We start from the raw sequence: 23,520 nt of genomic DNA, 5'->3' as shown, positions 1-23,520 counted from the left end.
TCGGAATCCGATACCCGGGGTGGGTACCCGGCAACGACTCCACCTTATACCCCTGGGGGGTATCGTCCGCAAGCACGAACAGGGCTTGACTTGGTACCCCCCAGGGGTATCGTCGGACAACATTCGGGTGCCACGGCCTACGACCCACTGCACCCCCGGATCGGATCCGACGGAGGAGCCCGCATGCACACCGGACTGAAGATCACCGCGTTCGCCGCCGGTCTCGCGACAGCGTTCGGCGCCGCGTACGGGGTGGGGACGGGCGCCGCCCCCATCACCGCGAAGGAGTCGCGGGCGCCGGAGCACGGGGCCCACGCGGAGCCGGCCACGGCCCCCGCGGCGTCGACCGTGCCGGGCGGGCTGCAGGTCTCCGAACGCGGCTACACGCTCGACCTGGAGCGCGACCGGCTGCCCGCCCGCACCGGCGAGATCCGCTTCACCATCCGCAAGGACAGCACCGGCGCGCCCGTGACCTCGTACGAGAAGGAGCACGACAAGGAGCTGCATCTGATCGTGGCCTCGCGGGACCTCACCGCGTACCGCCATCTGCACCCCGTGCGCGACGCCGACGACACGTGGTCGACGCCCGTCTCGCTGCCGAAGGCGGGCGACTACCGGGTCTTCGCGGACTTCACGCCGAGCGGCGAGAAGGAAGGGCTCACGCTCGGCGCGGGACTCGGGGTCGCCGGGCGGTACGCACCGGCCGCGCTGCCCTCGCGCGCCTCCACGGCACGTGTGGCGGACGGGTACGAGGTCCGGGTCGAGGGCGCGCTGAAGCCGGGCGCGGCGCGTGAGCTGACGTTGCGTATCAGCCACAACGGGCGCCCGGTCACCGATCTGGAGCCGTACCTCGGCGCGTACGGGCATCTGGTCGCGCTGCGCTCGGGCGACCTCGCGTACCTCCACGTTCACCCGCACGACGGCGCGGCGGGGCCCGAGGTCTCGTTCACGGCGACGGCTCCCAGCGAAGGGACGTACCGGCTGTTCCTGGACTTCAAGCACGGCGGGAAGGTCAGGACGGCTGCGTTCACGGTGCACGCGGCGTAGGCTGAGCGACGTTATTGGACTAGACCTGTGTGCCTAGACCTTGTGTGACGACGTGACGAAGACGACGGGAGCCCGATGAGCGAGCGCGCAGTCCTGGAGGTGATCGCCCTCGACGCCCAGGACGCGACCGCGGCCCAGGCCGGGGGCGCGGACCGCCTGGAGCTGGTCACCGACATGGCGGCGGACGGTCTGACGCCGTCGGTGGAGACGTTCGCGGCGATCCGCGCCGCCGTGGACATCCCGCTGCGCGTGATGCTGCGGCTCTCGGACGGCTTCTCGGCGGGGGGCTCCGCGCGGGTCGGGGAGCTGGTGGGGGCGGCTCGGGCGCTGCGCGGCGAGGGGGCGGAGGAGTTCGTGCTCGGGTTCCTCGACGAGCAGGGCGGGGTCGACCTCGCGGCTGTCGAGGCGATCGTGGGTGAGCTGGACGGATGCCGGTGGACGTTCCACCGGGCCATCGACCGGGCCGCCGATCGGGATGCCCTGCGCAAGCAGCTGGCGTTTCTGCCCGGCCTCGACACGTATCTGACCGCCGGGTCCTCGGAGGGGGTCGACGCCGGGCTCGGCGTCCTGGTCGCCGAGGCGGCGCGCTCCGGTGACCCCGGGTATGAGCAGCAGCTCCTGGTGGGCGGCGGCCTGCGCCTGGAACATGTAGCGGGCCTACGAGCCGCGGGCATCACGGCCTTCCACATCGGCGGCGCGTCCCGCCCCGACGGCTGGAACGGCCCGGTCTCGCCGGAAGCGGTCCGGGTCTGGCGCGAGACCCTGGACGCGTGACCCCAGCGGGTGCCCGCCACCACGCACCCCCGTCCTCGACCGCGGGCCCTGGAATGCGCACTGCGTGCGGCATTCTTCGGTTGATTTTCGGGCGCGACTCTCGTCGTGGCTGGTCGCGCAGTTCCCCGCGCCCCTGAGATGCGCACTTCGTGCGCCATCTCAGTGAGGCGCGCGTGACGCGGCCCTCCATGAAGCTGCGGCGGAGCCGCATGCTTCAGGGGCGCGGGGAACTGCGCGACCAGCCACGACGCGACGCGCGGCCGCCCCCAAGGGGAAGCCCTACGGCGATGGGGGTCAGGCCAGATGGAGCGGTAGTGGGGTCGTGTGGGTTACCAACAGGCCCGATACCGCGCGGGTCAGCGACACATACAACCGCCGGAGGCCTGTGCGTTCGTCCGGCTCCCCAGCGACGATCGACGCCGGATCGTCCAGGACCACGTAGTCGTACTCCAACCCCTTCGCCAGGGACGCCGGAACCAGGGTCAGACGGGCCTCCGCCGTCGTTTCCTCGCCCGGGGCCAGAAACGACAGGCCCGCCCCCGCCAACGCCTCAGCCAGCGCAGCGCACCGCCCATCCGCCGCGATGAGCCCCACCGACCCCTCATGCCGCAGCAGCTCGACACACGCCCCGACCACCCCCTCCGCCCCCGCCACCGCACGCACCTCGAACGCCCCCGGGTTCTCACGAACCGACTCCACCGGCGCCAGCCCCGGCGCGATCGACGGAAGCAGCCGGGACGCGTACCGGATGACATCCGTCGGGACGCGGAACCCGGCCGTCAGTTCCTCGATCACCGCGTCCGGCTTGCCGAGGTGCTCCAGCGCCTCACCCCAGCTCCGCGTCGCCCACGGCGTCGTCCCCTGCGCCAGATCCCCGAGCACGGTCACGGACCCGGTCGTCGCCCGCCGCCCCACCGCCCGGTACTGCATCGGCGACAGATCCTGCGCCTCGTCGAGAACGACATGCCCGAGCGAGTGCGTACGGGCGACGAGATCGCTCGCCTCGTCGATGAGCACCGCGTCCGCGACGGACCACTTGGCGCTTTTCACGCTCCGCGCGGGCTTCTCCCACAGCACGGCCTTCTGCTCGTCCCCGCTCAGCACACCCTCCGCGTGCTCCGCCAGGAACTCCGCGTCGGACAGCAGCCGCAGCACGAGCTTGGCCGGGTCGACGGCCGGCCAGACCGCCTTCACCACGGCCTTGACCGCCGCGTTCCGCGCGACCGCGTCCTGCACCCGGTCGTCCGGCGCCTCCCCCGCCCGCTCCATCTGGACGAGCACGGCGTGCGCGATGCGCTGCGAGAGGGCGTCGCGCGCGGCCCCGTACCGCATGTCGCGGGCCATCAACTCGCGGACGATCTCCTCCAGTTCGTACGAGGCGACCCGCCACCGGCGCGATCCGCGGACGACCACGACCCCCTCGTCCGGCATCGTGATGTGCGACCGCAGCGCCCGCCGCACGACCTCCGCCATCCGCGCGTCCCCCTTCACGAGGGCCGCTTCGGCGCTGTCGACGCCCCGCACCTCCACGTGCGTCCCCACGAGGTCGTCGACGGTCGCCTGCTTGACCTCCAACTCGCCGAGCGCGGGCAGCACTTGCTCGATGTAGTGGAGGAAGGACGCGTTCGGCCCGATGACGAGCGTCCCGGTGCGGGCGAGCCGCTCGCGGTGCGCGTACAGCAGATAGGCGACCCGGTGCAGGCCGACCGCCGTCTTCCCGGTCCCCGGACCACCCTGGACGCACACCGATCCGGCGAGCCCGCTGCGCACGATCTCGTCCTGCTCGGGTTGGATCGTGGCGACGATGTCCCGCATCGGGCCGACGCGGGGCCGCTCGATCTCCTGCTGGAGCAGCTTGCTGGTGCGCTCGGCCTCGTCCGGGTCGGAGAGGTGCTCGTCCTCGTACGCGCTCAGCTCGCCGCCGGTGTAACCGAACCGGCGGCGCAGCGCGACGTCCATCGGGTCCTTCTTCGAGGCCCGGTAGAACGGCTGCGAGACGGGGGCGCGCCAGTCGATGACCATCGGGTCGCCCTCGGCGTCGTGCACGTGCCGCCGCCCGATGTAGAACTGCTCGCCGTCGGCGCCTTCGGCGAGGTCGACGCCGGGTGCGTGCAGGTAGTCGAGGCGGCCGAAGAAGAGCGGGGTGTGGCTGAGGTCGGCGAGCGCCTTGATCCGGTCGTCGATCTGGCGCTGGAGCACCTCGGCGTTGACCCAGTTCGCGGTGACGTCGCGGATGTCGAGCGACTCGGCGTCCTCGCGCATGGCGCGCAGGGCGGCGCGGGACGAATGGAGATGCGCGCGCTCACGGTCGAGCGGCGTGGACGTGCTCACGGGTTGCCTCCGGCTACGGGTACGCGGATACGCGGGTACGCGGGTGGGAGATCCGGCCGGTTTCCGTCCGGCCGGCGGCGCTCCGGCTTCGGCGACCGCGACGCGGTGAAGGGAGGCGGGCAGACGCGCGAGTGTACGGGACGCCCCATGGCCGGGGCCAACACTTTTCCCCGGGGTCCCTCAGGGTCGGCATCCCCCGCAGGTCGTACCCGGGTTCCCTCCCGGGACCGATGTGCGGGTATGCCCGGATTCGCATGATGGATACATGAGCACAGCGACCTGCACCACGGCCCCCTCCGGCGCCTCGGCGACGACCGGAGCCCCCCGTCCGCACCGCGTCGGCGACGCCGCGCGGGCCGTCCGGGCGTTCGCCTCGGCGGTGTTCTCGGTCGTCGTCCTGGGCGACACCGACAGCACGCTGTACCGGGACGCGGGCGTGGTCCGCCACCACTGACACCGGCCTCCAGGCTCTAGGGTTCGGGCCATGACCACCCCGTACGAGGACCCACAGGAACTGCGTGAGCACTGGGCCCGCGCCCTGCGCGCGGCAAGCGCCGGGGCGACGGACCTCGACCCGTACCCGTACGCCGACAACCTGCTGTCCCGCTGGGCCGAGCCTCAGCGCAAGTACCACACCACCGAGCACCTGACGGCCGTCCTGGCCCGCGTCGACGTCCTCGCGGACCACGCCGACGACCCCGCGCTGGTGCGGCTCGCCGCCTGGTTCCACGACGCGGTGTACCGCCCGGACCGCTCCGAGAACGAGGAGCGCTCGGCGGCGCTCGCCGAACGCGCGCTGACGGAGGCGGGTCTGCCGGAGGCGGCGGTCGCGGAGGTCGCGCGCCTGGTCCGGCTCACGGTCGGCCACGACCCGGCCGACGGCGACACCAACGGCGAGACCCTGTGCGACGCCGACCTGGCCATCCTCGCCTCGCCCCCGGAGGCGTACGCCGCGTACACGAAGGCGGTCCGCGCGGAGTACGCCTTCGTGCCCGACGAGGCGTTCCGCGAGGGCCGCGCCGCGGTCCTGCGCCAACTCCTCGCCCTGCCCCGCCTGTTCCGCACGCCGCACGGCGCGGCGCACTGGGAGTCCCCGGCCCGCGACAACCTGACGACGGAACTCGACCTGCTGACCCGCTGACGCGCTGACCCGCTGACCTGCTGACCTGCTGACCTGCTGACCTCGGACCGTCCCTGACCTACCGGGGATGCTTCGGCCGCCGCAGCCCCGCCTCCGTGATCCTGCGGACCAGTTCCTTCGAGCCGACCGCGACGGCCCCGGCCCGCACCGCGTCCTCGTAGCGGTGCGACGGGATGTCGTAGTGGTCGCGTTCGAAGGCGCGGCGCGGGGCGCCCAAGCGCTCGGCGAAGGCGTGGAGTTCGTCGAACGACACGTCGCTGACCAGGTGCGACCACATGCGGCCGTGGCCGGGCCAGGTCGGCGGGTCGATGTACACGGTCACCGGCGTCACCGGCCGACCGCGCCGAGCGACCCCACCGGCGCGACCACCACGCCCGCCTCCGAGCACACCCAGTGCGGGTCGGCGCCCAGTTCCGGCTCGACGTCCAGGGCGTGCGGGCCCTCCGCGCCCGAGCCCGGCCCGCACACGGGGCAGAGCGGCCAGCGCCCGTGCCGCTCAAGGAGCCCGTCCTTCACGTCCTGCGCGACGAGCCCGGAGACGTACTCCACACCGTCCGGCCACTGCTCGACCCACCAGCGGCGGGACGCGATCGACTCCTCGACGAGCGAGACGACGTCCGGGTCGGCGACGTCCGCCGCCTTCAGGTCCGCGAGCACGAGTGCGCGGGCCGCGTGCAGGGCCTGCTCCAGGGGGCTGATGGTGTCCATGCATCAATTGTGCGCCTCTTGACCCCTCCGGTATTTGAAAATATCTTTCAGCCGTGAGCAATGACGTGAAGGAAAGTTTCTCAAGCGATGCGCCGCCCGCGCCCGCGGCCCTCGCCGCCAAGGTGCGCACGCTCGCGCCGTCGATGACCCGCTCCATGCAGCGGGTCGCCGAGGCCGTCGCCGCCGATCCGGCCGGCTGCGCCGCCCTCACCGTCACCGGCCTCGCCGAGCTCACCAGCACGAGCGAGGCGACGGTGGTCCGCACCGCCCGCATCCTCGGCTACCCGGGCTACCGCGACCTGCGCCTCGCCCTCGCCGGGCTCGCCGCCCAGCAGCAGTCGGGCCGGGCGCCCGCCGTCACGGCCGACATCGCGGTCGACGACCCGATAGCGGACGTGGTCGCGAAGCTGGCCTACGACGAGCAGCAGACGCTGGCCGACACCGCGGCGGGGCTTGACACGGTGCAGCTGGCCGCAGCGGTGAGCGCGCTTGCCGGGGCCCGGCGCGTCGACGTGTACGGGGTCGGGGCGTCCGGGCTGGTCGCCCAGGACCTGGCCCAGAAACTGCTCCGCATAGGACAGGTGGCGCACGCGCACTCGGACCCGCACCTGGCGATCACGAATGCGGTGACGCTCCGCTCGGGGGATGTGGCGGTCTCGATCACGCACTCGGGGGCGACGGGCGACGTGATCGAGCCCCTCCGCGTCGCGTTCGAGCACGGCGCCACGACGATCGCGATCACCGGCCGTCCGGACGGGCCGGTCTCCCAGTACGCGGACCACGTCCTGACGACCTCCATCGCCCGGGAAAGCGAGCTGCGTCCCGCGGCGATGTCGTCCCGGACGAGCCAGCTCCTGGTGGTGGACTGCCTGTTCGTGGGCGTGGCCCAGCGCTCCTACGAAACAGCGGCCCCGGCGCTCTCGGCGTCCTACGAGGCCTTGGCCCACCGGCATCGCGCGGCGCCACGAGCGTCCAGGTCATGAACCCGGGTCACCGCCCAGCCCCCGGAGGCATTCACCCGACTCCCCCACCGTCGTGGCTGGTCGCGCAGTTCCCCGCGCCCCTGGAGCATGCGGCTTCGCCGCAGCCCCCTAGGCCACGCATCACGCGCGCCCCTCTGAGACGGCGCACGAAGTGCGCACTCAAGGGGCGCGAGGAACTGCGCGACCAGCCACGACGCGACCCGCACGCGAAGACGGCAGGAGTGCCGCACGAAGTGCGCACTCGGGGGCGCGGGGAACTGCGCGACCAGCCACGACGCGAGCCGCACCCGACCGACGGCCGACGAATGCCGCACGGAGTGCGCATTCCAGGGGCGCGGGGAACTGCGCGACCGGCCACAAAGCGAGCCGCACCCGACCACAACCCTCCGTACCGGAAAGAGCCGCCCCCCAATGACGACCACGGACTACACCGCCCTGCAGGCCCAGCTCGCCACCCTCACCACAGAGGCCTTCCGCCCGGAACTCGCCGAGATCGACCAGCGCTCCACCCTGGAGATCGCCCAGATCATGAACGGTGAGGACGCCACGGTCCCCACCGCCGTGGCGGCCCAGCTCCCCCAGATCGCCGCCGCGATCGACGGCACGGCGGACCGCATGTCCCGCGGCGGCCGCCTGATCTACACCGGCGCGGGCACGGCAGGCCGCCTCGGCGTGCTCGACGCCTCCGAGTGCCCGCCCACCTTCAACACCACCCCCGGCGAGGTCGTCGGCCTGATCGCGGGCGGCCCCTCCGCGATGATCACGGCAGTGGAAGGCGCCGAGGACTCCAAGGACCTGGCGGCAGAAGACCTGACCGCGCTCGACCTCACCGAGAACGACATCGTCGTGGGCATCTCGGCCTCGGGCCGCACCCCGTACGCGATCGGCGCCGTCGAGCACGCGCGCACGAGCGTCGGCGCCCTGACCATCGGCCTGTCCTGCAACGCGGACAGCGCCCTCGCGGCGGCGGCGGACCACGGCATCGAGGTGGTCGTCGGCCCCGAGCTGCTCACCGGCTCGACCCGCCTCAAGGCGGGCACCGCCCAGAAGCTCGTCCTCAACATGCTGTCGACGATCACCATGATCCGGCTCGGCAAGACGTACGGAAACCTGATGGTCGACGTACGCGCGTCGAACGAGAAGCTGCGGGCCCGCTCCCGCCGCATCGTCTCCCTGGCCACGGGCGCCGACGACGCCGTCATCGAGGCCGCGCTCGCCGCGACGGACGGGGAGGTGAAGAACGCGATCCTCGTCGTGCTCGGCGAGGTCGACGGGGAGACGGCGGCCCGTCTCCTGGCCGAGTCCGACGGCCACCTGCGCGCGGCGCTCGCCGCGGCGACCAAGACCACCCCCTGAACCGAACCACCGCACAGCAAGGCAGCACGCACCATGGCTGAGAACAAGAACCGCGACGTGGCGGCCTCGATCCTCCCTCTTGTGGGCGGCGCCGCGAACGTCACCTCCGTCGTCCACTGCATGACCCGGCTCCGGCTGGGTCTGGCGGACCGTTCACTCGTCCAGGACGAGGCGCTGAAGGCGCTGCCCGACGTCATGGGCGTGGTCGAGGACGAGACGTACCAGATCGTCCTCGGCCCGGGGAAGGTCGCCCGGGTGACGCCGGAGTTCGAGGCGCTGGTGGAGGAGGAGAGGGCGCAAGCCCCGGCCTCCGCCCCCGCGCACAGCTCCACCCCCGCGCACAGCACGACCGCCGACGAACTCGCCGCCCAGGGCGCCGAGCTGCGGGCGGCCCGCAAGGCGAAGAACGCCACGCCCTTCAAGCTCTTCCTGCGCCGCATCGCCAACATCTTCGTTCCGCTGATCCCGGCCCTGATCGGCTGCGGCATCATCGCCGGCATCAACGGCCTGCTGATCAACCTGGAGTGGCTGCCGGGCGTCACCCCCGCCCTCGCCGCGATCGCCTCCGGCTTCATGGCGCTGATCGCGGTGTTCGTCGGCTACAACACGGCGAAGGAGTTCGGCGGCACCCCGATCCTCGGCGGCGCGGTCGCGGCGATCATCGTGTACGCGGGCGTCGCGAACATCTCGGCGTTCGGCCAGAAGCTGAGCCCCGGCCAGGGCGGTGTCCTGGGCGCGCTCGGCGCGGCGGTCCTCGCGGTGTACGTGGAGAAGTGGTGCCGCAAGTGGGTGCCGGAGGCGGTGGACGTCCTGGTCACGCCCACCCTGACGGTCCTCGTCTCCGGTCTGGTCACGATCTTCGGTCTGATGTACGTCGCCGGTGAGGTCTCCACCGGCATCGGCACGGCGGCGAACTGGCTCCTGGACAACACGGGCGCGTTCGCGGGCCTCGTCCTGGGCGGCCTGTTCCTCCCCTTGGTCATGCTGGGCCTCCACCAGGCCCTGATCCCCATCCACACCACTCTGATCGAGCAGCAGGGTTACACGGTCCTCCTCCCGATCCTGGCGATGGCGGGCGCGGGCCAGGTCGGCTGCGCGATCGCGGTCTTCAAGCGGCTCAGGCACAACAAGTCGATCCGTACGACGATCAAGTCGGCGCTGCCCGCCGGTTTCCTGGGCGTCGGCGAACCCCTCATCTACGGTGTCTCGCTCCCCCTGGGCCGCCCTTTCATCACGGCGTGCGTCGGCGGCGCGGCGGGCGGCGCGTTCGTCGGACTCTTCTCGATGCTCGGCACGAAGGTCGGCTCGACGGCGATCGGCCCGTCCGGCTGGGCCCTGTTCCCCCTCCTCAAGGGCAACCACGGCCTCGGCACGACCTGCCTCATCTACGGCGGCGGCCTCCTCATCGGCTACGCGGTCGGCTTCCTGGCCACGTACTTCTTCGGCTTCAGCAAGCAGATGCTCTCCGAGCTGAACCAGGACGTGGACGCGGGCGAGTCCCCGACGGCCCGCGCCGAGTCCGCCCCCGGCGCGACCACCCCGGCCCCGCCCGCCCCGGCCAAGGTCTGACCCGGCCACGCCCGCTCAGGGCAGTCGCCCCTCCTGATTGACGACCCGGACCCGCGCCCGTAGCTCATCGAGCACGGGCGCGGGCGTCACCGCCTCCGGCGGGCAGTCCCACTCGACCCCGCCGCCCGGTGGCCGCAGTTGCAGGAACCCGCCGTCGCGCGCCATCACCTGCCCGACGCGCCCGTCCCGGGTGTCGATCACATACGGGCCGAGGCTCATCGCACGTTCCTCTCGTGCAGCACCGCCACCATCCGCAGCGTCATGTCCAGGTTGACGCACCCGAGGTTCACCAGCGGATACGCGACATCCCCCGCCGCCGACACCGCGTCCACCCGCAGCGACGGCAGCGTCACACCCAACACCCCCAGCTCCGCCCGCAATTGCTCGATCGCGTCCTCCACCACCCGCAACCGCTCCGCATCCCGCACCACCATGCTCCACTCCTTCACGCCAAGTTGCGCTTTCACCACACAGCGTGATGGCTGAATCCCTACGCTGGCCAGGGGGCACCCCCCAACAGCCGCACCTGCTGCACCGGAGCTGATGCAGATGACCGGACCCAAGGACCTCGACCCCGCCGCGCGCCGCGTCATGATCGGCGAAGAACTCCGCCACGCCCGCGAAAGAGCGGGCCTCACCCAACAAGCGCTGGGCGAGCGCCTGTTCGTGAGCGGCTCCTACATCGGCCAGATGGAGGCGGGTACGCGACGCGTCCTGCCGGACATGGCGCCGCGCCTGGACGAGACCCTGGGCATGGGGAGCTTTTTCGTACGCCATTGCGTCAAGGCGAACGCATCAAAACACCCCGAGCACTTCGCGGAGGCCGCCGAGGCGGAGGCCCTGGCGATCGAGATCAGGCAGTACCAGGCGCTGCTGATTCCAGGGCTGCTACAGACCCCGGCCTACGCCCGCGCGGTCTTCCTGGCCTACCAGCCGACAGCGCCGAACGAGGTCATCGACAACCTGGTGGCCACTCGCATGGAGCGCGCGCACATCCTCGACAACCCAGCAAAACCGTTGTTGTGGACCGTCCTTGACGAGGCCGCCCTGCGACGACCTGTGGGCGGCTCCGCCGTGATGGCGGAGGCGCTCTCCCACGTCGCCACCCTGGCGCAGAAGCGCCGGATCATCGTGCAGGTAGTGCCATTCGCGGCGGGCGCGCACGCGTCGCTGGACGGCCCGCTCAAGATCATGCACTTCGACGACGCGCCCCCGCTGTCCTTCATCGAGGCGTCCGACGTCGGGCAACTGGTGGACGATCCGGCGACCGTCGCGCGCCACCACCTGTCCTACGATCTACTCAGGGCCGAAGCGCTCACGCCGAAGCAATCCCTGGCCCTGATCACATCAGTGGCGGAGGATTACGCATATGAAGATCACGACGATCCCCGCGCCTGACCTGACCTCGGCCACTTGGCGAAAGTCCTCCTACAGCGGCGGCAGCGGCGGCGACTGCCTGGAAGTCACCACCGACCTCCCCGGAATCGTCCCGGTCCGCGACTCCAAGAACCCGGCCGGCCCGAGGCTCGTGCTCCGGGCGGAGAGCTGGTCCGCGTTCGTCGCCGACCTGCGGCGGGGCTGACCCGGGGCTCAAGCCCCGAGGCCCGAGCGCTGCTTGTAGGGATTGGGGGGTGGGTCTCAACCCACCCTCCCTCCCTGCGCGTTCGCCACACCGGGCACTTTCCGGGACCGGCTTGCCACGCAGGGTGACCAAGCCCTAACGTCACCGGATAACGAACAACCCCCGCGGTGCTGCAAACACACGCGGGGGCCTAACCAACGAAGATCTTTCCAGGAGATCCTCATGGCTGACGCCGAGTTTAGTGCCGCCCCCACCCCGTCGCACCCAATGGCGAACCCGGGTTACGGAAAACGTTCCGCACCCGAGCAACAGCCCCGCACAGGGCACGACTTCACCCACCTCCCCGAGCGGGAAGCGCACATCGCCGGGTTCATCGACCGGCTGCCCGACGGCTCGGAGATGTCGGTGAAGCTTCTTTCGCGCTGCCTCCCGTACGGCCAGGCGGCGATGCGTACGGCGCTCAACAACCTCCAGCGAGCCGGACACTTGCGGCGCGGGCGCGAGCATGTGCACGGGTCGGGCAGTGCGCGCTGGGTGACGCGGACGTGGTTCTCCCGGACCGCGAGGGGCGACGCGTGGTGGACGGCGTACGCGATGGGCGACGTACCGGAGGAGACACCGGCAGAGGCCGAACCCACGCAGCGCCCGACGCGGACCCGCGCGTTCCTGCTGCTCGCGGCGCTGGGCCGCCACGCTCCCTCGCTGGCGCTGTCGGCGGCGGAGTGCGCGCGGCTCGCGCCGGAGGCGGAGAGGTGGTTCACGCGGGGCGCGAGCGAGGACGACATGCGGCACGCGCTGACCGCAGGGCTCCCGGCGCGAGTCCACAGCCCGGCGGCCCTGCTGCACCGGCGCCTCGTCGACAAGCTCCCGCCCCCGGCCCCGGTCTCGGCCCGCCCGATCCTGCGCATGATCGAGTGCTCCACGTGCGGCACACCCGGCCACCCGGAGCTGCTGCCCGGCGGAACCTGCTCCCTGTGCCGAGGCGCGCACCCCACGTCGAGGCCCCTGACGACCCTCGCCCCGGAGACCGTCCGGAGCCACGCGACGCAGATCCGCAGGGCCATGGCCTTCGGCCGCGAAGAGACACGGGTGTGAGACCGCGCCGGTCCCGGCTCCACATGCGGCCCCGCCGTCACACGCGCATCCTGGCTGCATGGCTGACAGTACGTTTTCGAAGATTTCCTGGACGGAGTTCCGGCCGAACCAGCGGCGGCTCACCACAGGCGCCACGCTGTGGGGCGCCGGGCTGCTCGTCTCGACGGTCGGCGTCGGCGTCCTCGCGTACGAGCTGGTGCGGGCCGGTCGCACGTGGACCGGGAGCTGGGAGGTGCCGCCGGGCGAGATGGCGTCGCGCGCCTTCCACCAGGCGCAGAGCGCGGCGCAGGCGGGCCGGGACGCGTGGCTGAGCTACCAGGAGACGCCGCTCCGCTGAAAGCGACGGCCTCGGCTACCCCGCCCAGCGGCCCGACAGGAACGTCACCGCGTACAACGTCGACATCGGCGCGAGCACGCACAGGCAGGCGTGCATCGCCCGCTGGCTGCGGAGCGTCCACGCGGCGAGGCCGATCCACAGCGGCCACCAGAGCAGCGTCGCGCGCGGCACCGATGTGTACCAGTAGGACGTGCCGAGCGCCCACAGGCTCAGCGCGACGTACGTCGCCTCGGCCCAGCGGCGACGGCGCAGCAGCCACCCGAGCAGCCCGAGCCCGAGCAGCATCCCGAGGAGTTCGGCCTGGCACATGACGGCGTACCCGGTGGCGTAGCCGCCGCCGAAGGCCGCGTCCCAGGTGTGCGACCACGCCTCCCACGGCGCGTGGAACGTGCGGTACCAGCCGCGTTCCTCCGCGTGCTTCCACGCCATCCAGTCACCGGTCTCGGCGTGCAGGTACGCCGAGTAGGCGAGCGGGGCGAGGGCGGGCAGCGCCAGCCAGGGCAGCCGCCGCCACCGCCGGCCGGGGCCGTGCGCCACGAGGAACTGCACGAGCAGCGCCGCCGCGAGGAAGAGCCCGCTGACCCGGACGGCCGTCGCGGTCGCGGTGAGGAGCGCCGCGAGCGCCCACTTCTCGCGCCGCGCCGCCAGCCACGCGGGCAGGGCGAACGCGAGGAACAGCGACTCGGTGTACCCGGCGGCCAGGAAGACGGCGCACGGCGACATCAGCAGGAGCAGCACCGTCCGGCCGCCTAGCACCGGGCCGGCTATGCGGGCGAGGGCGAGCACGGCGACGCCGCCCGACACGAGCGAGATGAGCAGCCCGGCGGCGTTCCAGTCGGGTACGACCATGTGCACGGCGCGCAGCGCGAGCGGGAAGCCGGGGAAGAACGCCTCGGAGTTGTCCTGCGTGTGGAAGTAGCCGAACTCGGCTATGGACCGGTAGTGCGCCCAGTCCCACTGCTGGAACGCGGAGAGCAGCGGCCTGGCCTCCTTGGTGTCCGGGGAGGCGGGGAAGAGCCGGGTCACGCAGTACGCGGTGAGGAGCAGCCCGAGCCGGGTGAGCAGGTAGATCCGCAGCACGGTCCGGTCGAGCGGGTTCAGCCGCGGCCGTCTCGACCGGCGGCGCTGCTGCGGCTCGGCGGGCCGGGTGGATATGGACGGCGCTTCCAGAAGGGCCGCGGACATACGGGAGCTCCGTTCGGAGTGTGCGGGGTGTGGGGGGACGCCTCAGGGCGCCGGGTGACACGTGTGAGAGGAAAATCAGGAGGCCCACCCGGGGATCGTCGGCAGCACCCGCTCGGCGACGTCGAACAGCACGCGGTCGTCCGGCACGGCCCCGTCCTCGCGCCACAGCGTCAGCTCGAAGGAGCCGCCCGAGTCCTTGGCGTCCTGCGCCACCGACAGCACGCGGGCGGGCACGCCAGGGCCGCTGCTTGAGTCACTGCCGTCGAGCCTGAACTGCAGGTTGAGGGTGCGGTCGGCGTAGAGCACCGCGCGGTGGCCGTGGAACCGGCGGTTCTCCTGCGGGTCGTCGAAGAGGCCCGCGGTGAGGGCGACCGGATGGTCGTCGTAGGTGCCTTCGAGGGTCACGGTGTACGTCTCGAACTCGATCCGCGCCGACGGCGTGGGGATCTTGCGGGCGCCCGCCATCGTGATCGCGGTGTTGCTGCCCGACGCGGTGGTGGGGATCTCGGTGGGCGTGCCGAGGAGGGTCGCGAGGTCCTTCCGGTTGAGGGCCGCGCACAGCTCGGCGCCCGAGACCCGCCCCGCCGCCTTGTTCTTCGCGCCGTCCGCCTTGTCGTAGTCCGAGCAGGTGGCGGGCTCCGCCGCGCTCTGCCCCGAGGCCGTGTCCCCGGTGCGCAGTTGCTGCGCCCAGAGGCCGAGGCCCAGCGCTCCGACGACGGCTATGGCCGCCACCGCCTGCCCCCAGGCGAAGGAGTCCTCGGATCTGCCGCCTTCGTCTCCCATACCGTCCCCCGCTTCTGTCATATGCCTGCCCCGTGAAGTGCCCGGGGACTTTAACCCGACAACGCCCGAGGGCGGCACCCCCTCCTGAAGAGGAAGTGCCGCCCTCGGGACGAACAGACGAGCTGAACCGGAACGAACCGGATCAGAAGTCCATGTCACCGCCCGGCATACCGCCCGGAGCGCCCGCGGCAGCGGCCTTCTCCGGCTTGTCGGCGATGACGGCCTCGGTGGTGAGGAACAGCGCGGCGATCGACGCGGCGTTCTGGAGCGCGGAGCGCGTCACCTTGGCCGGGTCGAGGATGCCCTCGGCGATCATGTCGACGTACTCACCCGTGGCGGCGTTCAGACCGTGGCCGACGGCCAGGTTGCGCACCTTCTCCACGACGACGCCACCCTCAAGGCCACCGTTGACGGCGATCTGCTTGAGCGGGGCCTCCAGGGCGAGCTTCACGGCGTTGGCGCCGGTCGCCTCGTCACCGTCGAGCTCCAGCTTCTCGAAGACCGCGGAGGCCTGGAGCAGGGCCACGCCACCACCGGCGACGATGCCCTCCTCGACGGCCGCCTTCGCGTTGCGGACGGCGTCCTCGATGCGGTGCTTGCGCTCCTTGAGCTCGACCTCGGTGGCGGCACCGGCCTTGATGACGGCCACGCCGCCGGCCAGCTTCGCCAGACGCTCCTGGAGCTTCTCGCGGTCGTAGTCCGAGTCGCTGTTCTCGATCTCGGCACGGATCTGGTTGACACGGCCCTGGACCTGGTCGGTGTCACCGGCGCCGTCGACGATCGTCGTCTCGTCCTTGGTGATGACGACCTTGCGGGCGCGACCGAGCAGGTCGAGACCGGCGTTCTCCAGCTTGAGGCCGACCTCCTCGGAGATGACGGTGCCACCGGTGAGGATGGCGATGTCGCCGAGCATGGCCTTGCGGCGGTCACCGAAGCCCGGGGCCTTGACGGCGACGGACTTGAAGGTGCCACGGATCTTGTTGACGACCAGGGTCGACAGGGCCTCGCCCTCGACGTCCTCGGCGATGATCAGCAGCGGCTTGCCCGACTGCATGACCTTCTCCAGGAGCGGGAGCAGGTCCTTCACGTTGCCGATCTTGGAGTTGACGATGAGGATGTACGGGTCGTCGAGCGACGCCTCCATCCGCTCCATGTCGGTGGCGAAGTACGCCGAGATGTAGCCCTTGTCGAAGCGCATACCCTCGGTGAGCTCCAGCTCCAGACCGAAGGTCTGGGACTCCTCGACGGTGATGACGCCTTCCTTGCCGACCTTGTCCATGGCCTCGGCGATGAGCTCGCCGATCTGGGTGTCGGCGGCGGAGATGGAGGCCGTGGAAGCGATCTGCTCCTTGGTCTCGACATCCTTGGCCTGCTCGAGCAGGGCGGCGGAGACGGCCTCGACGGCCTTCTCGATGCCGCGCTTGAGGGCCATCGGGTTGGCACCGGCGGCCACGTTGCGCAGACCCTCGCGCACCAGGGCCTGGGCCAGGACGGTCGCGGTCGTCGTGCCGTCACCGGCGACGTCGTCCGTCTTCTTCGCGACCTCCTTGACCAGCTCGGCGCCGATCTTCTCGTACGGGTCCTCGAGCTCGATCTCCTTGGCGATGGACACACCATCGTTGGTGATCGTGGGGGCGCCCCACTTCTTCTCGAGGACGACGTTGCGACCCTTGGGGCCCAGGGTCACCTTGACGGCGTCGGCGAGCTGGTTCATGCCGCGCTCGAGGCCGCGCCGTGCCTCCTCGTCGAACGCGATGATCTTGGCCATGTGAAGTGGTCCTCCCGGACGGGGTGGAAAAGCAAGCAAACGGACCGTGCTGGTGCCCGCGACGGACGGCCCCCGAGCCTCGTGGTTCCTTGCCCCACCGGCCCCCGGACCTCACCGACCCGATCCAAGTTCTGTCACTCTCACTGGGAGAGTGCTAAGCCCAATGATTAGCACTCGACCCCGGAGAGTGCAAGGTGCTCCCGCGAAGCGGGATCGTTGAGGGGTGGTGGTCGGGCGACGGGCGGGCGCAAGCGGCTACCACAGATCGGGCGGGGGCGCGCACAGCGCGCGAGGGGCGCCGGGCACGACGAAGGGCCCGCGCCCCCTCGGGGAACGCGGACCCTTCGTCTCGTACGAAGCCTGTCAGTCGCGACGCGCTTCAGCCGGCGGCGGCCAGGCGGACCATGTCTGCCTGCGGCCCCTTCTGGCCCTGCGAGATCTCGAATTCCACTCGCTGACCCTCTTCGAGGGTGCGGTAGCCGTCCATCTGAATCGCGCTGTAGTGGACGAATACATCCGCACCACCGTCGACCGCGATGAAGCCGTACCCCTTCTCCGCGTTGAACCACTTGACGGTGCCCTGAGCCATGCCTAACTCCCCTATTACTGGCCCTTGCACAGACCCGCACTTCGCGGATCCGGGTCAGACCTCACCCTCCCCAATGGGTGGGGGTGTGCGCCGGAACGCGTCGACCGCGGCTGAATGTATCTGCCCAACTGCCGTCTGCAACAGGTCAATCGGACGAGAAATCTGGGCACCCTCGAACGGGGAAACCGGGCCAACTCACCGGATCTCAGGGCAACTCGGGCCAGGCAAATGCCATAAAAGGCTCGAAGGGGCTGGACACTTTGGCTGCTTCTTGTCGCGTCCCGAGCGGAAACTCATATGCGCCCGTCATGCACCAGGCGGGGAAAGGAAGCGACTTCCCCAACTGTACCGCGCTCAACCAAGCAGAATTGCCCCCTCCGTTTCTCTCGCGGAGGGGGCAACAGGGGTAACTCAGCGTTCGCTCAGCCGCCGGCGACGGCGGGAATGATCGACACGCCCGCGCCGTCCGGCGTGGCGGTCTCCAGACCCTGCTCGAAGCGGACGTCATCGTCATTGACGTAGACGTTGACGAACCGGCGCAGCTTGCCCTGATCGTCGAGGACCCGGGCGGCGATCCCGGTGTGGTTCTTCTCGAGATCGGCGATGACCTCACCGAGGGTGCCGCCCTCGGCGGCGACCTCGGCCTGCCCACCGGTATAGGTACGCAGAATGGTAGGAATCCGAACGTTGACGCTCACAACTCACCTCAGCACTAGTCAGCCCCTCCGGCGATTGAGGAGCGGGGGTCCGGGGGCAGAGCCCCCGGTTACGGGAAGGGGCGGGGAGGGGAAACCTACTCGGCGGCGAGCCCAGCGTCCCGGAACGCCTCAAGAGACGGCTTGATGGTCGCGGTGGCCTGCGAAGTCTCAGCGACAGCGTCAAGCGTCTTGAGCCCGTCACCGGTGTTCAGCACAACAGTCGTGAGAGCCGGATCGATGAGCCCCGCCTCGATCAGCTTCTTGGTGACCCCGACCGTCACCCCGCCGGCGGTCTCCGCGAAGATCCCCTCCGTCTGCGCAAGCAGCTTGATCGCCTCGACGACCTGCTCGTCGTCGACGTCCTCCACGGCACCCCCGGTGCGGCGCGCGATGTCGAGCACGTACGGACCGTCGGCCGGGTTGCCGATGGCGAGCGACTTGGCGATGGTGTTCGGCTTCTGCGGCCGGACGACGTCGTGCCCGCCCTTGTACGCGACGGAGACCGGCGAGCACCCCTCGGCCTGCGCACCGAACAGCTTGTACGGCTTGTCCTCGACGAGCCCGAGCTTGATCAGCTCCTGCAGCCCCTTGTCGATCTTCGTGAACTGCGATCCGGAGGCGATCGGGATGACGAGCTGGTCCGGCAGTCGCCAGCCGAGCTGCTCGCAGATCTCGTAGGCCAGCGTCTTGGAGCCCTCGCCGTAGTACGGGCGCAGGTTCACGTTGACGAAGCCCCAGCCCTCGCCCAGCGGGTCGCCGATCAGCTCGGAGCAGAAGCGGTTCACGTCGTCGTAGTTGCCCTCGATGGCGACGAGGTCACCGCCGTAGACACCGGCCATGACGACCTTGCCCTGCTCCAGGTCGTGCGGGATGAACACGCAGGACCGGAAGCCGGCGCGGGCGGCGGCGGCGCCGACGGCGCCGGCCAGGTTGCCGGTGGAGGAGCAGGAGAGGGTGGTGAAGCCGAAGGCCCGCGCGGCCTCGATGGCCTGGGCGACGACGCGGTCCTTGAAGGAGTGCGTGGGGTTGCCGGAGTCGTCCTTGACGAACAACTTGCCCTGCTCGACGCCGAGTTCGCGGGCGAGGTTGTCGGCCTTGACGAGCTTGGTCCAGCCGGGGTTCAGGTTCGGCTTCTCGGCGACGTCGGCCGGGACGGGCAGCAGCGGGGCGTAGCGCCACACGTTGGCCGGGCCCGCCTCGATCTGCTTGCGGAGCGCCTCGGGGTCGCCGACGGGAAGGTCGTACGCGACTTCCAGCGGGCCGAAACACTCGGCACAGGCGAAGATGGGGCCAAGGTCGAAAGTGGTGCCGCACTCGCGGCAGGAGAGCCCGGAAGCGGGGCCGAGATCGACGGCCTTGGCGGCGGTGGTGTCCACGGCGGCGGTGGCGTCCGTGGTGGCGACAGTCTGTACAGCCATGAGAGGCGAGGCCCTTTCTCCTCATCTTCCTCGCGACGCATCTCGCCGCGAGACGGATTTGGCACCTTCCCTAGCCGGGAGCCTCGCGAGCGCACTGCGGTGTGCGTACGAGACCGGCTGGAGGGTTGCCGGGGCTTCAACGGGCCGTATCCCTCTGCCCCTCTGGATGAGCGGTATTCGGTTGTTTGTGGCAGTTGTGTCGGCGGCGACCCCGGCATGCGATGGTCACCGGCCTTGTTCAAGACTGTAACCGAAGGCACGGACGCTTGAGATAGTCGTCCGCACCGCGAGATGGATCACATCGATGACCCCCGTGAGGAGCCACAGACCGTGCTGGAAGAAGTCGAACGCTGGCTTGAGCAGCGCTCCTGGTCGGTGGCCGACCGCCCGCCGCACCAGCTGGTCGCGGCGAAGCGCGCGTCCGGCCAGACGGTGAGCGTCGTGCTGCCCGCGCTCGACGAGGAGGCGACGGTCGGCCAGATCGCCACCGTCATCCGGCGCGAGCTGATGACGGAGGAGGTGCCGCTCGTCGACGATCTCGTGGTCCTGGACTCCGGCTCCACGGACCGCACCGCCGAGGTCGCGGCGGCGGCCGGGGCGCGCGTCGTGCACCGGGACACGATCCTGCCGCGCATCCCGGCCAAGCCGGGCAAGGGCGAGGTGCTGTGGCGCTCCCTGTACGTCACGAGCGGCGACATCGTCTGCTACGTCGACGCCGACCTGAAGGAGTTCTCGGCGGACTTCGTCTCCGGGATCGTCGGCCCGCTCCTGACCGACCCGGGCGTCAGCTTCGTCAAGGCGATGTACGACCGCCCGCTCGGCGAGGCGGCCGGGCAGGGCGGCCGGGTCACCGAGCTGATGGCGCGCCCGATCCTCAACCTGCACTGGCCGCGCCTGGCCGGTTTCGTCCAGCCGCTCGGCGGTGAGTACGCGGCGCGCAGGTCGCTCCTCGAACGCCTGCCGTTCCCGGTCGGGTACGGGGTCGAGCTCGGGCTGCTCGTCGACGCGCTGCACACCGTCGGCCTGGACGCGCTCGCCCAGGTCGACGTGGGGGTGCGCAAACACCGCCACCAGGACGGCCTCGCGCTCGGCCGGATGGCGGCGGCGATCTACCGCACGGCCCAGCTCCGGCTCGCGCGCGGCCATCTGGTGCGGCCGGAGCTCACCCAGTTCGAGCGGGGCGAGGGCGGCTTCGTGCCGCGGACGTACGCCGTGGACACGGTGGAGCGGCCACCGATGGCCGAGATCGGTGAGTATGCGGAGCGTCGCGTGGCATAGACGTGGGTTAATCATGCTTTCTGTCTAGATTGCCCCCTATGTGGCTCACTCATCGCGCGGAATGGGCGGCGCTCGCCGCGACCGGCTCCGACCATCCACGGCTGTGGCTGTACGGCGGGCTCGCCATCGCGCTCTGTGTCCTCGGCGCGCTCGCCCTCGCGGCGGCACGCAGCCGTCGGCGCGTTTGAACCCCCTCCGACCGGGCTAGCGTGCCCCTATGGCTTCCACGCAAGGTGCTGCTGAGGTTCTCGTCGCGTCCAACCGCGGCCCCGTCTCGTACGTCCTGAAGGACGGTGCCGACGGCGCCGGCGGGGCGGGGATCGAGGCGAAACGCGGCGGCGGCGGACTGGTCTCCGCGCTCAGCGTCGTCGAGGACAAGCTGTGGGTCTGCTCGGCCCTCACCGACGGCGACCGGGAGGCCGTGCGGCGCGGCGTGTCCGAGCCCGGCGTGCGCATGCTGGACATCGACGCGGAGGTGCACGCGGAGGCGTACAACGGCGTCGCCAACTCCGTGCTGTGGTTCGTGCACCACATGCTGTACCAGACGCCTCTCGAGCCGTCGTTCGGCCCGGAGTTCCGGCGCCAGTGGGCCTCCTACGAGGCGTACAACCGGGCCTTCGCCGAAGCGCTCGCCGAGGAGGCCGCGCCCGGGGCGACCGTCGTCGTGCAGGACTACCACCTCACGCTCGTCCCCGGGATGCTCCGCGAACTCCGCGACGACCTGCGCATCGGGCACTTCTCCCACACGCCCTGGGCGCCCGTCGACTACTTCCGGATGCTCCCCGACGACATCGCCGAGAAGATCCTGCAAGGCATGCTCGGCGCGGACCGGCTCGGCTTCCTGACCCGGCGCTGGGCGGACGCCTTCACCGACTGCGCTACGCGCATCCTCGGGGGTACGTCCGGCACGCGGATCGGGGTGCACGGGCTGGGCGCCGACGCGGACTTCCTCCGGGAGCGGGCGGGTCGTCCCGACGTCGACGAGCGGCTCGCCGCGCTGCGGGAACAGGTGGGCCCGGACCGCAAGGTCATCGTCCGGGTGGACCGTACGGAGCTGTCGAAGAACATCGTGCGGGGGCTGCGGGCGTACGAGTTGCTGTTGGAGACCCGGCCCGAGTTGCACGAAAAGGTCGTCCACGTCGCCTTCGCGTATCCCTCGCGGCAGGATCTCGCCGTGTACCGGGACTACACCGCCGAGGTGTCGCGGGTCGCGGAGTCCATCAACGAGCGCTTCGGCACGCCTGGCTGGACGCCGGTCGTCCTCCACGTGAAGGACGACTTCGCGAGGTCGCTGGCGGCGTATCGCCTCGCGGACGTGGCGTTGGTCAACCCGATCCGCGACGGCATGAACCTGGTGGCGAAGGAGGTGCCGGTCGTCTCCGACGAGGGCTGCGTGCTGGTGCTGTCGCGGGAGGCGGGGGCGTACGAGGAGCTGGGCGATGACGCGCTTGTCGTGAACCCGTATGACGTGAGCGGGACGTGTGAGGCCCTGGCCTCGGCGCTCGCGATGTCGCCCGACGAACGGGCGGAACGCACGAAACGCTTGTCCGCGGCGGGCACGGCGCTACCCCCCGGGGCCTGGTTCCTGGACCAGCTGTCAGCCCTGCGGGACTGAACGCCGGGTCCCGTTGCCGGGTGCGGGTCACGTCGTGGCTGGTCGCGCAGTTCCCCGCGCCCCTGGAACGCGCACTGCGTGCGCCATTCCCCACCGTTCACGACTGCGGCACCGTCGTGGCTGGTCGCGCAGTTCCCCGCGCCCCTGAGATGCGCACTGCGTGCGCCATCTCAGAGAGGCGCGTGTGAGACGCGCGCGCCCCATGGGGCTGCGGCGGAGCCGCATGCCTCAGGGGCGCGGGGAACTGCGCGAGCAACCACGACGAAGCGTGCGCCCTGGGCAGGTGCGGACGGGGCAGACGCTCAGGGGCGCGGGGAACTGCGCGAGCAGCCACGACGCGCGTGTGGCCTGGAGGTCAGTGCGCCACTCTCCGGGCCAGCTGGGACAGCAGGGATGCCACCTGGGCCGGGCCGGGGACGACCAGGTCCGCTCTGTCCGACAGCTCCGGGACCTCCGCGCTGCCGCTGCAGACCAGGACTCCCGGGACCCCGTCCAGGCGGAGTTTCTCGACCGCCGCGAAAGCCGGGAGGTCACCGAGGTCGTCGCCCGCGTACAGCACCGCTTCGGCGCCCACCTCACGCACGTACTCCGTCAGGGCCACACCCTTGTCGACCCCCGGCGGGCGCAGCTCCAGCACCATCCGGCCGGGCTCGACCACCAGGCCGTGGCGCGCCGCCAGCGCCGTAAGAGGCGCCCGCAGCGCGTCGAACGCACCCTGCGGATCCGCCGCCCGGCGCGTGTGGACCGCGACCGCCCGCCCCTTCTCCTCGACGTACGTGTCGTGCCAGAGACCGGCCTCGTGCAGCACCCCTGGCAGCTCCGAGCGGACGGCCGCCACCCCGGGATGCGGCGCGGGCGCGCGGACCGTGCCGGTCACCGCGTCCCACCGCTCCGCCCCGTAGTGCCCGAGCACGACGAGGTGCTCCAGGCCGGGTACGCCCGCGAACCCCCCGTGGCGGACCGCGACGCCCGCCGGCCGCCCCGTGACGACGGCCACGGAAAGCACCCGGGGCGCGAGCGCGGCAAGTGCGGGCACCGCGTCGGGGTGGGCCCGGGCCTGCTCGGGGTCGGCGACGATGGGCGCCAGCGTCCCGTCGAAGTCGACGGCGATGACACTCCGCCCGGGCCGCGCCACGATGGCCGCGAGCCCGTCCCGCCCGGCGGCGGTGGAAGGGGTGGGAAGGTCGTCCCAGTGATCGTCCCGGTGGTCGTCCGTGTGATGGCTGCCCATGCGATCGACTTTATCCACAGGGGGCCGCGCTA

26 protein-coding genes and 1 riboswitch are annotated in these 23,520 nt (G+C 71.1%); of the genes, 14 read left to right on the top strand and 12 right to left on the bottom strand.

The features are described from left to right. The first annotated feature begins 183 nt into the window (after positions 1–183). Together N5I75_RS18840 and N5I75_RS18835 are read left to right on the top strand one after the other, a co-directional pair. Positions 184–1,047: a hypothetical protein gene (locus N5I75_RS18840; RefSeq protein ID WP_476678993.1), complete on the top strand. Its 864-nt coding sequence runs from the start codon at positions 184–186 to the stop codon at positions 1,045–1,047. Positions 1,048–1,122: 75 nt separating this feature from the next. After that, positions 1,123–1,821 carry a copper homeostasis protein CutC gene (locus N5I75_RS18835; RefSeq protein ID WP_476678992.1) on the top strand — a complete coding sequence of 233 codons (699 nt, stop codon included), beginning with the start codon at positions 1,123–1,125 and terminating at the stop codon, positions 1,819–1,821. Between the two features lie 294 nt (positions 1,822–2,115). On the opposite strand, the gene N5I75_RS18830 is transcribed toward N5I75_RS18835, so the two are convergent. After that, a complete protein-coding gene (locus tag N5I75_RS18830) occupies positions 2,116–4,083 on the bottom strand; it encodes a HelD family protein (RefSeq protein WP_476679543.1) in 1,968 nt (655 codons plus the stop codon). Positions 4,084–4,417: 334 nt separating this feature from the next. On the opposite strand from N5I75_RS18830, the gene N5I75_RS18825 reads away from it, so the two are divergent. Continuing rightward, a complete protein-coding gene (locus N5I75_RS18825; RefSeq protein ID WP_476678990.1) occupies positions 4,418–4,606 on the top strand; it encodes a hypothetical protein in 189 nt (62 codons plus the stop codon). Positions 4,607–4,636: 30 nt separating this feature from the next. Next, positions 4,637–5,293, top strand: a complete 657-nt coding sequence (locus N5I75_RS18820; RefSeq protein ID WP_476678988.1) for an HD domain-containing protein — start codon at positions 4,637–4,639, stop codon at positions 5,291–5,293. A 58-nt stretch (positions 5,294–5,351) separates the two neighbouring features. Here N5I75_RS18820 and N5I75_RS18815 read toward each other — a convergent pair whose 3' ends face one another. Then, a complete protein-coding gene (locus tag N5I75_RS18815) occupies positions 5,352–5,615 on the bottom strand; it encodes a DUF4031 domain-containing protein (protein WP_476678986.1) in 264 nt (87 codons plus the stop codon). A gap of 5 nt (positions 5,616–5,620) precedes the next feature. Then, on the bottom strand, positions 5,621–6,001 hold the full coding sequence (locus tag N5I75_RS18810) for a hypothetical protein (RefSeq protein WP_476678984.1): 381 nt from the start codon (positions 5,999–6,001) through the stop codon (positions 5,621–5,623). A gap of 53 nt (positions 6,002–6,054) precedes the next feature. Here N5I75_RS18810 and N5I75_RS18805 point away from each other — a divergent pair, with 53 nt between their 5' ends. The 3 genes from N5I75_RS18805 to N5I75_RS18795 all read left to right on the top strand — a co-directional run bounded on the left by N5I75_RS18805 (position 6,055) and on the right by N5I75_RS18795 (position 9,909). Next, positions 6,055–6,984, top strand: a complete 930-nt coding sequence (locus N5I75_RS18805) for a MurR/RpiR family transcriptional regulator (RefSeq protein ID WP_476678982.1) — start codon at positions 6,055–6,057, stop codon at positions 6,982–6,984. 411 nt (positions 6,985–7,395) lie between these two features. Then, positions 7,396–8,340, top strand: a complete 945-nt coding sequence (gene murQ / locus N5I75_RS18800; RefSeq protein ID WP_476678981.1) for an N-acetylmuramic acid 6-phosphate etherase — start codon at positions 7,396–7,398, stop codon at positions 8,338–8,340. Between the two features lie 33 nt (positions 8,341–8,373). Further along, positions 8,374–9,909: a PTS transporter subunit EIIC gene (locus tag N5I75_RS18795; RefSeq protein WP_476678979.1), complete on the top strand. Its 1,536-nt coding sequence runs from the start codon at positions 8,374–8,376 to the stop codon at positions 9,907–9,909. A 15-nt stretch (positions 9,910–9,924) separates the two neighbouring features. Here N5I75_RS18795 and N5I75_RS18790 read toward each other — a convergent pair whose 3' ends face one another. Together N5I75_RS18790 and N5I75_RS18785 are read right to left on the bottom strand one after the other, a co-directional pair. Then, positions 9,925–10,128, bottom strand: a complete 204-nt coding sequence (locus N5I75_RS18790) for a hypothetical protein (protein WP_476678977.1) — start codon at positions 10,126–10,128, stop codon at positions 9,925–9,927. After that, complete coding sequence (locus N5I75_RS18785; RefSeq protein ID WP_476678975.1) at positions 10,125–10,343, bottom strand: hypothetical protein; 219 nt, start codon at positions 10,341–10,343, stop codon at positions 10,125–10,127. The genes N5I75_RS18790 and N5I75_RS18785 overlap by 4 nt, the downstream gene beginning before the upstream one ends. Positions 10,344–10,458: 115 nt before the next feature. On the opposite strand from N5I75_RS18785, the gene N5I75_RS18780 reads away from it, so the two are divergent. From N5I75_RS18780 to N5I75_RS18765, 4 genes are all read left to right on the top strand, one after another. After that, a complete protein-coding gene (locus N5I75_RS18780; protein WP_476678973.1) occupies positions 10,459–11,307 on the top strand; it encodes a helix-turn-helix domain-containing protein in 849 nt (282 codons plus the stop codon). Then, positions 11,279–11,491, top strand: coding sequence for a DUF397 domain-containing protein (locus N5I75_RS18775; RefSeq protein ID WP_476678971.1), 213 nt, complete (start codon positions 11,279–11,281; stop codon positions 11,489–11,491). The genes N5I75_RS18780 and N5I75_RS18775 overlap by 29 nt, the downstream gene beginning before the upstream one ends. A 267-nt stretch (positions 11,492–11,758) precedes the next feature. Beyond that, a complete protein-coding gene (locus tag N5I75_RS18770) occupies positions 11,759–12,586 on the top strand; it encodes a hypothetical protein (RefSeq protein WP_476678969.1) in 828 nt (275 codons plus the stop codon). Positions 12,587–12,644: 58 nt separating this feature from the next. Beyond that, the gene (locus N5I75_RS18765; RefSeq protein ID WP_476678967.1) at positions 12,645–12,923 is read left to right on the top strand and encodes a hypothetical protein; all 279 of its coding nucleotides are present in this window, start codon (positions 12,645–12,647) and stop codon (positions 12,921–12,923) included. A 15-nt stretch (positions 12,924–12,938) separates the two neighbouring features. Here N5I75_RS18765 and N5I75_RS18760 read toward each other — a convergent pair whose 3' ends face one another. From N5I75_RS18760 to thrC, 6 genes are all read right to left on the bottom strand, one after another. Continuing rightward, positions 12,939–14,108, bottom strand: a complete 1,170-nt coding sequence (locus N5I75_RS18760; protein WP_476678965.1) for a mannosyltransferase family protein — start codon at positions 14,106–14,108, stop codon at positions 12,939–12,941. A gap of 75 nt (positions 14,109–14,183) precedes the next feature. Beyond that, positions 14,184–14,891, bottom strand: a complete 708-nt coding sequence (locus N5I75_RS18755; RefSeq protein WP_476678964.1) for a DUF6215 domain-containing protein — start codon at positions 14,889–14,891, stop codon at positions 14,184–14,186. A 142-nt stretch (positions 14,892–15,033) separates the two neighbouring features. Beyond that, complete coding sequence (gene groL, locus N5I75_RS18750) at positions 15,034–16,659, bottom strand: chaperonin GroEL (protein WP_476678962.1); 1,626 nt, start codon at positions 16,657–16,659, stop codon at positions 15,034–15,036. A gap of 379 nt (positions 16,660–17,038) precedes the next feature. After that, positions 17,039–17,248, bottom strand: coding sequence for a cold-shock protein (locus tag N5I75_RS18745; protein WP_109445992.1), 210 nt, complete (start codon positions 17,246–17,248; stop codon positions 17,039–17,041). A 422-nt stretch (positions 17,249–17,670) separates the two neighbouring features. Continuing rightward, positions 17,671–17,946, bottom strand: a complete 276-nt coding sequence (locus N5I75_RS18740; protein WP_164323599.1) for a MoaD/ThiS family protein — start codon at positions 17,944–17,946, stop codon at positions 17,671–17,673. Between the two features lie 95 nt (positions 17,947–18,041). Continuing rightward, entirely contained in the window at positions 18,042–19,364 is a 1,323-nt protein-coding gene (thrC, locus tag N5I75_RS18735) for a threonine synthase (protein ID WP_476678959.1), read from the bottom strand. Positions 19,365–19,382: 18 nt separating this feature from the next. Then, positions 19,383–19,537: riboswitch (SAM riboswitch) on the bottom strand. Between the two features lie 157 nt (positions 19,538–19,694). Between thrC and N5I75_RS18730 the strand changes: the two genes are divergently transcribed. From N5I75_RS18730 to N5I75_RS18720, 3 genes are read left to right on the top strand one after another with little or no spacing between them, the layout of a single operon-like run. Beyond that, on the top strand, positions 19,695–20,642 hold the full coding sequence (locus N5I75_RS18730; RefSeq protein ID WP_476678957.1) for a glucosyl-3-phosphoglycerate synthase: 948 nt from the start codon (positions 19,695–19,697) through the stop codon (positions 20,640–20,642). 38 nt (positions 20,643–20,680) lie between these two features. Then, positions 20,681–20,830: a hypothetical protein gene (locus N5I75_RS18725; protein ID WP_476678955.1), complete on the top strand. Its 150-nt coding sequence runs from the start codon at positions 20,681–20,683 to the stop codon at positions 20,828–20,830. A gap of 29 nt (positions 20,831–20,859) precedes the next feature. Beyond that, entirely contained in the window at positions 20,860–22,257 is a 1,398-nt protein-coding gene (locus tag N5I75_RS18720) for an alpha,alpha-trehalose-phosphate synthase (UDP-forming) (protein ID WP_476678953.1), read from the top strand. Between the two features lie 355 nt (positions 22,258–22,612). Here the strand turns inward: N5I75_RS18720 and otsB are convergent, their stop codons facing one another. Further along, positions 22,613–23,488, bottom strand: coding sequence for a trehalose-phosphatase (gene otsB, locus N5I75_RS18715; RefSeq protein WP_476678951.1), 876 nt, complete (start codon positions 23,486–23,488; stop codon positions 22,613–22,615). Positions 23,489–23,520: the final 32 nt, after the last annotated feature.

Source organism: Streptomyces sp. R818 (assembly GCF_056172735.1).
The sequence above is the reverse complement of the archived record's forward strand: the minus strand, read 5'-3'. Positions and strand labels throughout refer to the sequence as shown.